At 56.9% G+C, this 16,649-nt stretch carries 12 protein-coding genes; 11 read left to right on the top strand and 1 reads right to left on the bottom strand.

Annotated elements, in window-relative coordinates:
- The first annotated feature begins 169 nt into the window (after window positions 1-169).
- The 11 genes from AC1AWD_RS04360 to glgX all read left to right on the top strand — a co-directional run bounded on the left by AC1AWD_RS04360 (window position 170) and on the right by glgX (window position 15,356).
- The gene (locus AC1AWD_RS04360) at window positions 170-1,777 is read left to right on the top strand and encodes a type 2 periplasmic-binding domain-containing protein (RefSeq protein WP_476564004.1); all 1,608 of its coding nucleotides are present in this window, start codon (window positions 170-172) and stop codon (window positions 1,775-1,777) included.
- A gap of 32 nt (window positions 1,778-1,809) precedes the next feature.
- The gene (locus AC1AWD_RS04355) at window positions 1,810-2,775 is read left to right on the top strand and encodes an ABC transporter permease (RefSeq protein WP_476564003.1); all 966 of its coding nucleotides are present in this window, start codon (window positions 1,810-1,812) and stop codon (window positions 2,773-2,775) included.
- 10 nt (window positions 2,776-2,785) lie between these two features.
- Window positions 2,786-3,742, top strand: a complete 957-nt coding sequence (locus AC1AWD_RS04350; protein WP_476564001.1) for a carbohydrate ABC transporter permease — start codon at window positions 2,786-2,788, stop codon at window positions 3,740-3,742.
- A 98-nt stretch (window positions 3,743-3,840) separates the two neighbouring features.
- Window positions 3,841-4,518, top strand: a complete 678-nt coding sequence (locus AC1AWD_RS04345; RefSeq protein WP_476563999.1) for a YesL family protein — start codon at window positions 3,841-3,843, stop codon at window positions 4,516-4,518.
- A gap of 96 nt (window positions 4,519-4,614) precedes the next feature.
- Window positions 4,615-5,682: a LacI family DNA-binding transcriptional regulator gene (locus AC1AWD_RS04340; RefSeq protein ID WP_476563997.1), complete on the top strand. Its 1,068-nt coding sequence runs from the start codon at window positions 4,615-4,617 to the stop codon at window positions 5,680-5,682.
- A 103-nt stretch (window positions 5,683-5,785) separates the two neighbouring features.
- Entirely contained in the window at window positions 5,786-7,627 is a 1,842-nt protein-coding gene (locus tag AC1AWD_RS04335; RefSeq protein WP_476563995.1) for a glycoside hydrolase family protein, read from the top strand.
- A 198-nt stretch (window positions 7,628-7,825) separates the two neighbouring features.
- Entirely contained in the window at window positions 7,826-8,602 is a 777-nt protein-coding gene (locus AC1AWD_RS04330) for an ANTAR domain-containing response regulator (protein WP_476563993.1), read from the top strand.
- Window positions 8,592-11,465, top strand: coding sequence for a DNA polymerase I (gene polA / locus AC1AWD_RS04325; RefSeq protein WP_476563991.1), 2,874 nt, complete (start codon window positions 8,592-8,594; stop codon window positions 11,463-11,465). Before AC1AWD_RS04330 ends, polA begins: the two co-directional genes overlap by 11 nt.
- Window positions 11,466-11,543: 78 nt before the next feature.
- Window positions 11,544-12,452: a Nif3-like dinuclear metal center hexameric protein gene (locus tag AC1AWD_RS04320; protein WP_476563989.1), complete on the top strand. Its 909-nt coding sequence runs from the start codon at window positions 11,544-11,546 to the stop codon at window positions 12,450-12,452.
- A 59-nt stretch (window positions 12,453-12,511) separates the two neighbouring features.
- Window positions 12,512-13,204 (top strand): NUDIX hydrolase, encoded by a 693-nt coding sequence (locus AC1AWD_RS04315; RefSeq protein WP_476564582.1) that lies wholly within the window; start codon window positions 12,512-12,514, stop codon window positions 13,202-13,204.
- Between the two features lie 22 nt (window positions 13,205-13,226).
- Entirely contained in the window at window positions 13,227-15,356 is a 2,130-nt protein-coding gene (glgX, locus tag AC1AWD_RS04310) for a glycogen debranching protein GlgX (protein ID WP_476563987.1), read from the top strand.
- Window positions 15,357-15,441: 85 nt separating this feature from the next.
- Here glgX and AC1AWD_RS04305 read toward each other — a convergent pair whose 3' ends face one another.
- Window positions 15,442-16,617 carry an ABC transporter permease gene (locus AC1AWD_RS04305; RefSeq protein ID WP_476563985.1) on the bottom strand — a complete coding sequence of 392 codons (1,176 nt, stop codon included), beginning with the start codon at window positions 16,615-16,617 and terminating at the stop codon, window positions 15,442-15,444.
- Between the last annotated feature and the right edge of the window lie 32 nt (window positions 16,618-16,649).

The raw sequence follows: 16,649 nt of genomic DNA, 5'->3' as shown, positions 1-16,649 counted from the left end.
TGTCCATTTTCGACACTCCATTTGTCAAACGTTTGACGGCAAACGTTTGGCGTCATACAATCAAAGGCGTCGATAGGCATAGGAGCCATAAGGAGAAGAATTCATAGGATGCCGTTTTTTTGTGGTTCTTGGCCGGTGTGAGACGTAAACACATCGAAAAGGAGATGATATGAGACGCAGTGGTCTCCGCGGAGTACGCGCCGCAATCGCCGCAGGTGCCGCCTTGGCCTTGGTCGTGCCGTTGGCTGCATGCGGAGAAACTCAGGAAGCGACCGTCGACGAGCAGGGCAGGCCGATCGTCCGCATCATGGTCCGGCGCAACGTCACCGACAATCCCATTGAGGACATGGGATATGACGATGAATTGGAGGCGGCCTGCGACTGCACGATCGAATGGTCGGAAGTCGATGATAATTCGTGGGGCCAGCAGAAGGCGCCACGAATGGCCGCTGGGGAGTTCCCTGATATCGGGCTGACGTTGTACGACTACACCGACATCAGTCGCTTCTACTCGGAATTCCTTGATTTGGCCCCGTATCTGGACAAGATGCCGAACGTCAGGAAATTTTTTGACGAGCGTCCCGTCGCGTTGAAGATGGCGCAGGACGGTGACAAAATCTACAACATCCCATCCGATCGAGGCAAAGGCTATCGAGTCTCGGCCACTCACATGTTCATCAACAAGACCTGGTTGGATAATCTCGGGCTTGACGTGCCGACGACGTGGGACGAATTGGAGACGGTGCTTGAAGCGTTCAAGACCCAGGACCCGAACGGTAACGGTGAGGCCGACGAAGTTCCGATGAACGTGCGCAGCCTCGGATTCGGATTGTGGAGCGCCCTCGTACTGCTCAACTCCACCGGCATCACCACCAGCTTCATGGGAGCCTCGGCTTCCGGCCAAGGTTTTTATGTGAAGGACGGCGAAGTCAAAAGCTACTACACGTCCGAAAACCTTAAGGACGTGCTGACCTTCCTTCATGAACTGGTCGAAAAGGGACTAATCCCGAAGGATTCGCTGACGCGTGACGCTTCGCAATATGACGCCCAGACCATCGGAGACGGGAAGACCGCCACCACGGGCGTCTCCATCGGCTGGTCCACAAACAGCGAGTACGGGCAGCTCGCCGACCAATACATCACTCTGCCTCCGCTGAAACAGGACGCATCGATGTCGGACGACGACGTCAAGTGGGATTATTCGGCGGATGCCACCGAATTCGCTTATTCGGTCACGGTGTCTCCCGATGCCCCGAATCTCGACGCTGTGCTCAAGGTCGTTGACGCGATGTACGGAGAACGCCTGTCCGTTGAAGGCTATTTCGGATCCATCCCGGCGGTGGTCAGCGACGACGGCAACCATCAGTACACCATCGATCCGGAAGTCGCCTATGCCGAATACACCGACACGCGTGCGGTGGCGCTGCAGGATCGTTTTGGCGGATACATCCCCGACGAAGTGACGATGGTCAACGACACTAACGCTGAATACGTGACCGCCAGCAACAAAGCATGCGAAGAGGCTCTCGCCAACGTCGACCCGACGGGTGACGTGATTCCGATCTATGTGCGTCCTAATAGCTCCGACATGGAGACGTTGCAGAACAACAACACCTCGATCGGCAACTACGCGAACAACATGATTGCTCAATGGTTCCAGAACGGCGGCATCGACGAACAATGGGACGACTACCTCAAGAAGCTGAATACGCCGAGCTTGGGACTGCAGGAAAACATCGATATTTGGCAGAAGTACTACGACGAGGCCACCAAGTGACCGGGCCGGAATATACAAGATAGGAAACAGCGATGAGTATACGAAAATCCTCAGCGGTCGCGGCCGCGACTCCGATGGCCGGCGTCGAACATGGAAAACCGGGCCTACTTGAACGTTTTGCCGATCATTTCCGCAGGTACTGGCAGCTGTGGGTGCTTTCCGCACCGGCCATCGTCTTCGTCGCGTTGTTCGCCTATGTGCCCATGTGGGGCATCCAGCTGGCGTTCCGTAAATTCGATTCGGCCAAGGGCCTGACCGGCGGCGACTGGGTCGGCCTGCACTATTTCGAGCAGTTCTTCACCTCGCCGCTTTTCGGCGAGATCATGTGGAACACCTTCCGGATCAGCCTGTGGACGTTGGTCACCGGCTTCATCTTCCCGATCGTCCTGGCATTGCTGATCAACCAAATCAACTCCAACAAGGTCAAAGGGTTCGTGCAGACGGTCACCTACATGCCGCATTTCATCTCGACAGTGGTGATCGTCTCGATGCTGAACATCTTCCTCGACCCGAACAACGGTTTCATCGGCAAGATGTTCGGCGATGAAAGCCTGCTGGGCAGTACTTCGGCCATCACCGCCGTCTACTGGATATCCGAAGTCTGGCAGCACTGCGGCTGGAACTGCATCATCTATCTGGCCGCACTGAGCTCGGTGGACACCTCATTGTACGAGGCCGCGAAAATCGACGGCGCAGGAAGGCTCCAGCTCGTCCGCTATGTCGATTTCCCGGCCATCCTACCCACCGCGGGCGTGCTGCTGATCCTGCAGATGGGATCCGTGCTCAACGTCGGCTTCGACAAAATCTACCTGCTGCAGAACTCTTTGAACCTGCCGGCGACCGAGGTTATTTCAACCTACACCTTCAAGATCGGTATCCAAAGCGCGCAGTTCTCGTATTCAACGGCAATCGGCCTGTTCAACACCGTCATCAACTTCGTCTTCCTGATCACAGCCAACGCGATTTCGAAGCGTGTGGCGAATTCGAGCATTTTCTAAGGAGTCTGCTATGAATGCACAAACCACTGCCAGCATGTCGCAATTGGCTCCGCGGTCTTCCGGCGACGACATTCCATGGAATAAGAAGCGTCGCCAGTCCAAGACCGTCGGTGATTGGGTAGCGGATATCATCATCTGGGCACTGATCGCGGTCGTCACGGTCGCAGTGCTTTATCCGCTATGGTTCGTCATCATCTCATCGATCTCCGATCCGAATGCAGTGGCCGGCGGCCGTGTCAGCTGGCTTCCCGTTGACGTGACCTTTGCCGGATTCGAACGCATCTTCGAAGAGTCGAGCATTTGGGTCGGCTACCGCAACACGTTGGTGTATTCGGTCGTCGGCACAGCGCTGAACATGGCCGTCACGATTCCGGTCGCCTTCGCCCTGTCCCGCAAGGAATTCAAGCCCCGTCGCGCCATTCTGTTCATGTTCACGGTAACGATGTTCTTCTCCGGCGGCCTGATCCCCTCCTACATGCTGTACCGCGATCTCCATATCCTCAACACCTGGTGGGTGTTCATCCTGCCGGGAGCGGTGAGCGTGTACAACGTGATCGTGGCGCGCTCATTCTTCGAAACCTCGATTCCCGAGGAATTACATGACGCAGCCCAGCTCGATGGATTGAGCTATTTCGGATATTTCTTCCGGATCGTGATTCCGTTGAGCTCCGCCATCCTGGCGGTGATTGGCCTGTACTATTTTGTTGGACATTGGAACGACTTCATGACCGGCCTCATCTACATCATCGATCAGGATAAAAAACCGTTGCAGAACGTGCTTCAGCAATTGCTGCTGGTGAATCAGACCACGTCCACCGCATCGGTCGGCGTCTCGGACGCGCAGCGCGCGGCGGACCAGATGAAATTCGGCATCATCATCGTTTCCACGCTGCCGTTGCTGATTCTCTACCCGTTCCTGCAGCGCTACTTCAACAAGGGCGTCATGCTTGGCGCCGTCAAGGGCTAGACAAGACGGGAGGTCGGAGAGAGAGGCCGGGCTTTTCCCGGCCTCTCTCTCCGATTCTCGACGCATTCGGGTTTCAAGGTAATGAAAGGTCGACGATTATGATGGGACGTTTCGCCATCGGCTATGAGCGGTGCTGCCGTGCGGTGCTCATCGCGTTCACCCTTAACGTCGCCGCACTGGTCCACACCATACTGGGGTTGGTCGTTCTGGGGCTCTTCCCTTCGATCGGAGCCATGTATGGATTATGGCGCACATGGCTGCTGAAGCCGGAGGACCGTTCCTGGACGGTTCGCCAGACCTGGACGATGTTCCACAGGGAGTGGAAATCCGAATTGCGTTCCGCGAACCTGCTGGGATGGCCCATGGCGTTGCTGGGATTGCTGATCCTGTACGACTATTGGGTGGTCAATTGGCATGACGCGGGCATATTCGGATACGCTTGCGCGGGGATCCTCCTGCTGCTGATCATCGCCCTAGGCGCGTTCTCGATGCTGGTCTGGACGGTACACGCAAATTTCACAGAAAACAATCGCTGGTACGTGCACGTCACACTGCAGATGCTGATTGCCCGCCCCCTGTGTACACTGATGATGGTCGTCGTCGCCGTTCTCACCATCGCGATTTGGCTGAAGTGGCCGGGAATCGCAGTTGTATTCGGATTGGCCCTACCATCGTTTTTGGTATCGGTATGTGTATACTGGTTCGCCCGTCTACCGGGCATGGACGTCCGCGATAGCGAATCGTACCGGGCACATCATAAGGTCGCCGTACATTGATATGAGGACCGGGATATCGAAGACCGGCGGAACATCTTCAGGGACACGTCATCGCGGCATCGCCCGCAACACACCGAAGGCTGGAAGGAAACGAATATGGTGACGATGAAGGATGTAGCGCTCGCGACTGAAGTGTCGATCTCCACTGTTTCCCGTGTGCTCAGCGGCAAGGATCGGGGGCGTATCAAGCCCGAGATGGCGGAAAAGATCCGCAAGGTCGCCGAGGAGATGGGATGCCGTCCGAATCTCGTTGCCCGTAATCTAAAAACCAACAGCAGCCGTATCCTGGGGTTCATCAGCGACGAAATCGCCACCACGCCCTTCGCCGGGCGCATCATACTTGGTGCTCAGGATGCGGCCCGTGATCTTGGGTATATTTTGTTCTCCATGAATACCGGCAACGATGCCGAATTGGAAAAGCGGGAGATTGACGCGGCGAAGCGCTATGGCGTGGATGGGTTCCTGTATGCGATGATGTACGACCGTCCTGTGAGCGTTCCAGCAGTGCTCGACGGCATCCCCACCGTTGTGATCGATGCGGTGGATGAAAACAGCAGCCATCCTTCGATCGGTCCGGATGAACGCGGCATCGCCTACAGTGCTGTCGAAAGACTGCTGCAGGCGGGATGCCGCCGTATCGTCTATCTTGATGCAGATGCGTCGATCTATGCGCAGAAGGAACGTCTGACCGGATATCGAGAGGCGATGGAACGGTCCCACTGCGGATTCGACGAGTCCATGGTGCTGCCCATCAATGAACGAGGGCCACAAGAGGTGGTCGATCGTTTCTTTGATGAGACGAATCCGGATGGCGTGTTCTGCTTCAACGATGTTCGTGCGCCGTTGGCATATCGTGCGATCGCTCGCAGGGGGTGGCGCGTCGGTAGGGAATGCTCGGTGATCGGTGTGGACAACCAGCCTTTCGTCACGGGGCTGCTCGTTCCGGAGCTGTCCTCAGTGGAGCTTCCGCACTACGAAATGGGCTATTGGGGCGTAAGGAAACTGGTTTCCCTCGTCGAAGAGTGGAACGACGACGAGGATATCGCATTGGAAGGCGCGTCGGCCGCGGGCAATGCGAACATTCGCGTGCCGCTTCCTTCCCTGCGCTTTGACGCCCCGCGTATCTCCTGCATGCTCATCGAAAAGGGTTCCGTCGCGTGTTAGGCGTTAGGCGGTGTGTTGCGGGCTTAGACTTTACCATCAAGGCAAACGATTGCCTCATCATTATTCATCAACACGACAGTAATAAACGACAACGAAAGGATTCATGGTGACATCAATCGCACCAACGCATTCTAACGGCATTGCCTTTGACGCGGACGGATACACGCGGCTCGATCTGTTTCTGGAACGAGCGGCGGAGGGGGAGCCATCGGTCCAACTGACGCCCCGCGACGGCGGCGTTACGGCCGAGCGGGTCATGGACGACGATCTGTTCCGGCAGCATGTATGGTTCGAACTCGCGCCCGAACGTGAATACACGCTGACAATCGAGGGATGCACTGCTCCCTTCATCTATCTGTCGGGCGGAGAGCATCTGATCGATCGCGGCATCCGGGTAATGGACGGCGCGACAGACCTTGTCGTTGCCGATGACCGGGCGCAGGAATCCATGGCATGCCGCCGTTGCGCGGTTCATTTCGAACCGCCGGAACACTGGATGAACGATCCGAACGGCCTGTGTCGGTTCCAAGGCCGTTATCACATGTTCTACCAGTTCAATCCCTACGGTTGGGGCTGGGACAATATGCATTGGGGGCACGCCGTCAGTCGTGACCTTGTGCATTGGACATATCTCCCCATCGTCTTGGAGCCGCAGCGCGAGCTCCACACCCGTAGAGGCATCGCGGGGGGTGCTTTCTCCGGATCCGCGATCACCGTCGACGCCGACGGACATCCATGTGATGGCGATGCGGCTGCGGCCATCCGGTTTTACCTGACTCGTCATTTCGAACGGGTGGGGCACCCCGAATCGGTAGAGGAATACCAGACCACATGCCTGAGCACCGACGGTTTGACTGTCGGTCCGGAAACGGTGGTCGTGCGTCGCGAGGGCGATGATTTCGGACGTGATTTCCGTGATGCGAAGGTGGAGACCGGTTTCGGCGGCGCGATTATGGCGGTCGCCACGAATCTGCCGGCCGATCGGGTCCCGTCCGAGGAAAGTACCGGCGTGTCCTGCGACAACGAGGGCGGCTGGTTCACGTTGAACAGCCTGGGGGCCGCGGGAGCTGACCGTCCAGACCCTAATCGTGTACCTTCCATCGTCGCGTTTCGCAATGATACGCCGGACCTGAAAGACGATGCCTGGGTGTATTCCGGGCCGCTGCTTTCCGACCGTGGCTATGCAGAAGGGCGCACCTACGAATGCCCCGACGTCTTTCCGCTGGACGGTCGTGCTGTGGCTGTGGGGGCGATCATGCACATTCGCACGGCCAACGGGTGTTTCCAGCCGATTCGCTGGTACGTGGGAGATCTGGACGATTCCGGGCGTTTGGGCGTGGAACGTTCCGGCTGGTGTGATTTTGGCGACAGCTTCTACGCCGTTCAGTCGTTCCGCAACGACGATGGGCGTAGGATCGCCATCGGATGGCTGGCGGATTGGTACGGTGTTCGCAAAGAGACGGAAAAGGGCGTCAACGGAGCGATGTCATTGCCTCGCGAACTGCACGTCCGTGACGGTCGCCTCTACGCGCGGCCGGTCGACGAAGTCTACGATCTGCTGCTTGGCGACGAACTGTCGTCGGAGAAGACCGATAGCGGCGTCGTCTGGAACGTGCCCGGTAACGCCTACTACGCCGACATCCGCCCCGAGGGCGATTGCTCGGTCGTCATGGCGGACACCGGTGACGTGGTGTGGGAGATGGACGTTCGACAGAACGTGCGGCTGCGCTGCTTCAGCAAGGGGGCGCCCACCGATTGTCTGTCCTGCACAGTCGACGTCGAATCGGTGCGTCGGATCGAAGTGTTCTACGACCGCGGCATCATCGAAGTGTTCGTAAACGACGGCGAAGCGGCCGGGGCTATGCTCGTCGACGATCCTCGCGCCGATGGCTTCCTGACGGTGAAGGCAGGAGCCTTCTGCCGCGTCAGGATACTGCGCCGATAGTCGCTGCGCCGGACCGGTCTTGCGCGTCCGTTTTTGCGGATGCAGTTGAGACACGGCGCCTGTCGCGGTATCGTGTACCATAAGTGAGTCATTTTGGCGGTGCTGTGTCGTTGCGCATATATTCGCCGGATGGCATGGGTCTTATGACGGGGATCGGATTCGGGAACCGAAGACAAGCAAGGATAGAAAGAGGCCGACATGACTGGAGAAAAGACCGCGGATCAAGCCGACGCAGTGGAGGAGGTACTGACTGCCGAAGAGCTGAAGGCCGTTGCCCAGGGCGACGCCGATCAGATCAAGCCCAAGGAACCGCATAAGCGTACCGTCGTCGTGGCCGAAGATGAATCCGTGAACCGTATGGATCTTGTCGCGATGCTTGAGGACGGTGGCTATGAGGTGGTCGGCGAGGCCGCCAATGGTGAGGAAGCCGTCGAATTGACGCGCAAGTATCGTCCTGATGTGGTGTGCATGGATGTCAAGATGCCGCGCATGGACGGCATTGCCGCCGCCGGTGTCATCTGCGATGAGAACATTGCTCCTGTGGTGATGTTGACCGCGTTCTCTCAGCCGGATCTGGTCAAGCAAGCCACCGGCGCCGGCGCCATGGCGTATGTGACCAAGCCTTACGAGGAATCGAAGCTGCTGCCGGCTTTGGAAGTCGCTATGGGCCGTTTCGCCGAGATCAACGATCTGCTCGACAATGTGGAGCGCAACGAATCCAAGCTGCGTGCAGCCGAAGAGCAGCTGAAGAAGTCTGAAGAGCAGCTGAAGAAGGCCGAAGAGACGCTTGAGGAGCGCAAACTCGTCGACCGTGCGAAGGGCCTGCTGATGGATAAGGCGGACTTCTCCGAACAGGGTGCGTTCCGTTGGATTCAGAAGACCTCCATGGATCAGCGCATTCCGAAGAAGCGTCTGGCCATGGCCATTATCGCCAAGTACGGTGAACAGAAGTCGGAAGCAGGGGATGAACGCTAATCCGCAGAATACGGAAGGCGCATCGCGCGGAACGTTGCTGGTCGTTGACGGCCATTCGCTGGCGTTCCGCGCTTTTTTTGCCTTGCCGGTAGAGAATTTCAGTACACAGAACGGCCAGGCCACGAATGCGGTCTGGGGTTTTGCCACGATGCTGGCGCAGGTTATCGACGCGGAGCATCCCGACCATTTGGCCGTGGCCTTTGACGTGAAGGGCGGTACCTTCCGCAGCGAGATGCTGCCCGAATACAAAGGCACGCGCGATGCCGCTCCGGAGGAACTGCTTACCCAGCTGCCGCTGATCCAACGCATGTTGGACGCACTTGGTGTGACGTTCATCGAAAAACCCGGCTATGAGGGCGACGATATCATCGGCACGCTTGCCACCATGGGTGAGAAGGCCGGCTATCACACGCTGGTATTGTCCGGCGACCGCGATTCCTTCCAGCTGGTGACCGATAACGTCACCGTGTTGTATCCGGGCCATCATTTCAAAGATCTGAAGCATATGACGCCGGATGCCATCGAGGAGAAATATCACGTCAAACCGTGGCAGTACCCGGATTTGGCGGCTTTGCGGGGTGAGACTTCCGATAATATTCCCGGTGTTCCGGGTGTGGGTGACGGTTTTGCGGCAAAGTGGATCAACCAGTTCGGCAGCCTTGACGGGATTATCGAACATGCCGATGAGATCGGCGGTAAAAAGGGCGAAGCCTTGCGTGAGAACATCGATCAGGTTCGTTTGAACCGTTCGGTGAACGCACTGGTGCGAGACCTTGATTTGGGCGTCGAAATCGACGATCTGACCTTTGGCGAATTAAACGTCGCACAAGTGGACGAACTGTTCGGCGAATTGGAATTCGGCGCCAGAACGAAAAGCCGCGTGCTGAAAACCTTCAACGGCGGCGAAAAGCCCAAGATGGTCAGCTCTGCCAAAATCGCAGCGGAAGAAGACGATGATCCACTGGATGTACACCTTGATGGCGTTGTCGACGCTGACGCGTTAATGCAGTGGGTGCAACAGCATTGTCCGAAAGCGCACGATCACACGCAGTGCGGGCCTGCCTGTACCGCCGATGCGGGCAAGATCGACCACCATGCGTTGAGTTCGCAGTCCGTCGACGCCGCATGGGTGCTTCATGCCGAAGGCGACAGCAGGCCGGCTCGTGCCCAATTGCATTCGATAACGCTGTGCGCGCATGGCAAAGCCGTTGTATTGGCCGCTCCATTCGACGATGCGACAGTAGAGGCGCTGCGTACGATTATCGACGCGCATCACGATTCGATGCTGATGCACGGATTCAAGGAGCAGTCGCATCTGCTGCACACCATCGGCGTCGACCTGCCGGTCCCATTGTTCGATACGAAGCTTGCCGGATATTTGGTGCATCCGGATTTCCACGCCGATACCCTGCAGGACGCCGTCGAACATTTTCTGAAACTTCATATTGAAGAGGAAACGCAGGAAGCGACGCAGGGACTGTTGGATTTCGACGACATGTCGGACGATGCGGATTCCGCCGCCGATGATGCCACGGCATCGCAAAACGCGGCCAAACATGCTGCAATGGTGGCCGCATTGGCTGTGGAACTGTCACGTTTGCTGGACGAGCGCGCCCAATTCGGTTTGCTGCGTGCACTCGAACTGCCGGTCTCTCAAGTGCTTTATGGCATGGAACGCGTCGGAGCGCAGGTCGACAGCATGCGTTTGGCGCAGATGCGCGACCAGTTCGCCTCGGACGCGAATGACGCGCAGGAGGTCGCCTGGCGCAATGCCGGGACGCAGGTGAATCTGCAAAGCCCGAAGCAGTTGCAGAAGGTCCTGTTCGAAGACATGGGATTGAAGCCTACGAAGCGCACGAAAAGCGGCTCGTATACGACGAATGCCGCGGCCTTGCAGGATTTGTACGTCAAATCAGTCGATAATGAGCGTGCGAATCAGTTCTTGGGCGCCCTGCTGCGACATCGTGAAACGAATAAGCTCAAACAGATTGTGCAGACGCTTATCGACGCGACGAATCGCGAGGACGGCCGTATTCATACGACATTCGAACAGACCGTTGCCGCAACCGGCCGTCTGAGCTCCGTCGACCCGAATCTGCAGAACATTCCGAACAGGAACGCCGCAGGTCGTGAAATCCGCTCCGCATTCATTCCGGGTGAAGGCTACGAGGCGCTGCTGAGCGCCGACTATTCGCAGGTCGAATTGCGTATCATGGCCGAGCTTTCCGGAGACGAGGCGTTGATTGACGCGTTCAGATCCGGCGCCGATTTCCACCGGTATGTGGCAAGCCTGGTCTATCAGATTCCGGTCGACGACATCACATCCGATCAACGCAGCCATGTGAAGGCGATGAGCTACGGCCTAGCATACGGTTTGAGTACGTATGGCTTGGCTCAGCAGCTGAAAATCGCCCCGAAAGCCGCCGAATCGTTGAAGCAGAAGTATTTCGCCACGTTCGGCAAGGTCCACCGCTATTTGGAGTCGTTGGTGTCGGATGCGCGTGAAAACGGCTATACCGAAACGATGTTCGGCCGTCGTCGCTATTTCCCGGGCTTGCAGTCGCCGAATCGTGCGATTCGAGAGTCGGCCGAACGTGCCGCGTTGAATGCGCCGATTCAGGGATCCGCCGCCGACATTATGAAGATCGCGATGATTCGCGCCGAAGCTGCATTGCGCGACAACAATATGGCCAGTCGAATCATTTTGCAGATCCATGACGAATTGGTGGTCGAAATCGCGTCGGGGGAGACGCAGCAAGCCACACAATTGGTAAAGGATGCGATGGAACACGCCGTTGATATGGCCGTGCCGTTGGATGTTTCCACTGGCGTCGGTTCGGATTGGCAGCTTGCCGCACACTGATTGGACGAGTGCATAATGGTGTGAAGCCGTGAATGGTTGTTTCCATTCGCGGCTTCGACGTATGGAAAGGAGCCATGAATGGCCACGTTGAAGCAGGTCGTTGACGTTTTGGAGACGCTGTATCCGCTGCGATATGCGGAAAAGTGGGATGAGCCTGGCCTGATTGTAGGGGATTTGCGCCATGAGATTCGCCATATCGTATTCGCTGCCGATCCGTCGATGCGTATTGTCGATGAAGCGATTGCCGAAGGCGCTGATTTGCTGATTACGCATCATCCGCTGTTCTTCCGTTCCGTGCATGCGGTGTCTGGTTTGGGATTTCGCGGTGAAATCGTGCGTCGCCTGAATGAGCATGGCTGCGCGCTATGGGTGGGTCATACGAATGCTGACGCATCCTATCGTGGCGTCGGTACCGCAACCGCTGATTTGTTCGGATTGGTCGATCAAAGGCCGCTTGTGCCGATTGATGATCCGTCAGCGGCGCATCCTGTCGGCTTAGGTCGGGTCGGACGTTTGCCGGAACCTATGGCGTTGCGTGATTTCGCCGCCCGTGTGGCTGCAGTGCTGCCGCATACGGAACTGGGGATTCAGGTGTGCGGGGATCCGGATGAATTGGTGCAGTCGGTCGCGGTGCTGCCGGGATCGGGCGATTCATTGTTTGACGATGTGCGCGCCGCAGGCGTCGATGTGTATGTCACCAGCGACCTGCGTCATCATCCTGTCACCGACGCTATCGAGCAGGCCCGCTATGAGGCGGCGATGCGTACCGCCGGCATCATGCTGGGGCAGGGCGATGGGCAAGTGCGTCCCACCTTTATCAACACGCCGCACAGCGCCATCGAATCATTGTGGTTCCATTATGCGCAAACTGATATTCCTGATGCCATCGAACAGGCCACCGGCGCACGCCCGACCGTTCATTGGAATCGTCGTAACACTGATCCGTGGACGTTCTCCTTTCCATGCCTGGGTGAGGAGAATGCGTGATGAGCAAACTTGAAAGTCTTATGGAAGGCTCTTGGATCACTTCATGCAATGCTGACGGCATGCCGGAAGACGATGAAGCGGCATTGACTCATGAAGCGGCGCATCATCTTGCGCAATCCTCAGACATCGTCGACATGTCAGGAGAAGCGACGACGCTGTCATGCGACACTGTTTATCGCGGCGCCGTATTTCAAGTCGATGACGAACGCATTGCCATGCCCGCCGTCAACGGTGAATCCGTGACGGTGCGTCGTCAGGTGATGCGGCATGCGCCCTGCGTCGTCATGCTGGTACATGACGTCGCAGAAGACCGATATTTGTTGGAACGCGAATATCGCGCAGGCTCCGACCTGTTTGCCTTCGGATTGCCGGCAGGATTGATGGATGAAGGCGAAACCGTGGTCGAAGCCGCCTTACGCGAATTGCATGAAGAAACGGGAATCGTTCCGGACACGCGGCATTCGTGTCGTATCGACTATATCGGTGGCTTTTACTCGTCGGAAGGCATGTGCGATGAATTCGCCCACATCATGGTGCTGCATTTGGACGCGTGGCATGAGGCGGAGCGGCATTTCGACGCTGACGAACATGTGCAATCGGCATGGGTGCCGTGGACGACGCTTACGCATACGCGCATCACATCATCGAATTCGTGGCTGGCCGTTCAACATGAGGCGTTGAGACGTCTCAAAAAGGCGAAAATAATCGACGATGCGTCGATGAACTTGACCTCAACCACACGCGTTCACTGAAAATCGTGAGATACTGAGAATTATGCAAATCAGACCCGGCTTGACGTATCCGCTCGGCGCAAGTTACGATGGCGCCGGCGTGAACTTCGCTCTGTTCTCCCAAGTCGCCCAAAAGGTGGAATTGTGTCTGTTCGACGAGAACGACAATGAAACCCGTATCGAGATGACTGAACAGAACTCATACGTATGGCACAACTACATACCCGGACTGCAGCCGGGGCAGCGCTACGGATACCGCGTATATGGCCCATACGATCCTGTGAACGGTTTGCGGTGCAATCCGAACAAGCTGCTGCTCGACCCGTATGCGAAAGCCATCGAAGGCAACATCGACGGCGATGAAAGCCTGTTCTCATACTGGTTCCGCAATCCGCACGACAACGGCGACATGAACACGCTCGATTCCGCAGCGCACACCATGAAAGCCGCCGTGGTCAACCCATATTTCGATTGGGGCTCCGACCGGCATCCCAACATCCCATATCATGATTCGGTCATCTACGAAGTGCACGTGCGCGGCATGACCAACCTCAACAAGGACGTGCCGCCGGATATTCGCGGCACATACGCGGGCCTCGCATATCCGACTGTCATCGAGTACCTGAAGAAACTTGGCATCACCGCCATCGAACTGATGCCGATCCACCAATTCGTCAATGACAGCTTCCTGCAAGACAAAGGCCTGAGCAACTATTGGGGTTACAACACCATCGGCTTCTTCGCGCCCCATAACGCCTACTCCAGCTCGGGACAGCGCGGCGAACAGGTCAACGAATTCAAATCCATGGTCAAGGCCTACCATCAGGCCGGCATGGAAGTGATTCTCGACGTGGTGTACAACCACACCGCGGAAGGCAACGACCGAGGCCCGACCCTCAGTTTCAAGGGCATCGACAACCAAGCGTACTACCGATTGGTCGATAACGACCGTCAGCACTATTTCGACACCACCGGTACAGGCAACTCCCTGCTGATGCGCTCGCCGCACGCGCTGCAGCTCATCACAGACAGTCTTCGCTATTGGGTGACCGAAATGCACGTGGACGGCTTCCGATTCGATCTGGCCGCAACCCTTGCACGCCAGTTTCAGGAAGTCGACAAACTGTCCGCCTTCTTCGACATCGTCGAACAGGATCCGGTGATCAGCCGCGTCAAGCTCATCGCCGAACCATGGGATTTGGGTTCCGGCGGCTACCAGGTCGGTGGTTTCCCCTCCAGCTGGTCCGAATGGAACGGACGCTACCGCGACTGCGTCCGCGACTTCTGGCGCTCGCTGCCGTCCACGTTGCCGGAATTCGCCAGCCGTTTGATGGGCAGTTCGGACCTGTACCAGATGAACGGACGACGCCCGGTCGCCTCCGTGAACTTCGTCACCGCTCACGACGGCTTTACGATGAACGATTTGGTCAGTTACAACGACAAGCACAACTTGGCCAACGGCGAAGGCAACCGAGATGGCGAAAACAACAACCGTTCGTGGAACTGCGGCGTGGAAGGCCCTACCACCATCAGCGATGTCAACAATCTGCGTATGCAGCAGATGCGCAACATGTTCTCGACGCTGCTGCTCAGCCAGGGCATTCCGATGATCTGCGGCGGCGACGAAGTGTGCCGTACGCAGCAGGGCAACAACAACGCCTACTGCCAGGACAATGAAATCTCATGGACACATTGGGATCTGTCCGAAGAACAGCGGGACATGTTCGATTTCGTGTCCAAACTTATCCATCTACGGCTGGAGCATCCCGTGTTGCACCGGCGTCGTTTCTTCACCGGGCGTGAGCCCGGTGAAGACGCTTCCGTCATTCCGCAAGTCGAATGGCTGGACCATACCGGATCCATCATGGATTTGGCGGATTGGCAGAACACCCACGCCTTCTCTGTGATGATTTACTTGAATGGTTCCGACATTCCGGAAGCCGACTGGTATGGCAACAGGATGATCGATAACGATTTCCTGCTGATTTTCAACGCGCATTACGAGCCGTTGATGTTTACGCTGCCGGATGAACGGTATGGCAGAAAGTGGCGTCTGATTGTCGACACGCATAATCCCAAAGGGCCGGAACTCAATTATGAGGCCGGATTCATGATTACTGCGCAGGCGCGCAGCTTCATGATGCTGATCAGCGACGACGAAAAGGAACGCTGATCGGGGAATGCTGTCCGTGCTTTGGCGGATATGACGGCTGGCGACGATGTCGCGTGTTCGATGCGATTTATTCGATCGCCAGTCATCATCGATCGGATGTCAAGCGTGACTCCAGAACAGCTCCGCCGCCATCGGAGACATCCGCGTTCAGAATATTGTTGTGCGTCTGCACCATCGCCAGCTGCATCTGTACACGATCGGATTCGATTGCGGCAATCTGACGGGAAAACACGATGAACCATCCTAGGAACATGAAGCCTGCCAAAGCCTCCACATTGGTCAACGTATCGTTGCCCGACATCATGTTCATCCAGAACAACGCACATATCAGACCACCGATGTCGGAAATCGCCATCATCGCCTTCGACAGGCGAGGAGCCAGCCACGGAAGCGACAAAAACAGCATCGCCATGATCACCGGCAGACTTTTCGCAAACATGTTATGCACGATCTTGTGCGGTGTATACCGAAACATGCCGATGCCCATGAACGCCAATCCCGCGAGAGTCAGTAGGATGGACAGGATGGTCATGCGCAGCATGAAATGCGAAATCTCAAACCCATGATTCGGCTCACTCCGGTCATGCTCCAGCTGTAGGCGGCGCAGACGCTCGGTAGTGACCAATTCGGACACGGAGAAATAGCTGACGATGATCACGCAGATGCCGCACATGATCAGCGTGGCGTTGAACATCGTCGCCGCAAACGTGGTGCTGTCACCCAACTGGGAAAAGTTATTGTGATACCAATTCGGATCCTCGGTCGTCAAGCCGGCCGTGCACACGCCCGACACGACAAAGAACGGAAGCAATGCGGCCAACGTCTTCGCATTCATCATCTGCGCTTGCACAAACGTCATATATCCGACCACACCTGCACAGCCGGCGCACACCGCAGGTAAATAGTGAATGAATATAGCGCTGCCCATCATATTATTCACCGCGTTAAGCAAAGCGAATACCGACAGAAACACCGTCGCCGCATAGACGGCAGACAAGGCGAGCGTTTCGAACAGCCGTCTTAAAGGATTCAGCCAGCCCCGCTTCAATGTGAATGAATGGGAGCGTCCGATATAGCCGACACAGAACGATATGACGGCGCATGCGGCCACGGTGCCCGCACTGAACATAAGACGGCGCTGCATGAGCTGCCAGAAAGCGGGAGCGGTGTTCAGGTAGACAATCATGGAAACCGCGCCGATGCAAGCGCACAAGAAAAAAGAAACCAAACCGGTGGTCTCGGCACGCTGATGACGTCCCATAGCCCCCTCCTTGTGTCGGAATAGCCCCGATG

Source organism: Bifidobacterium sp. LH_512 (assembly GCF_056356435.1).
This window is presented reverse-complemented; position numbering and strand designations above follow the sequence as displayed.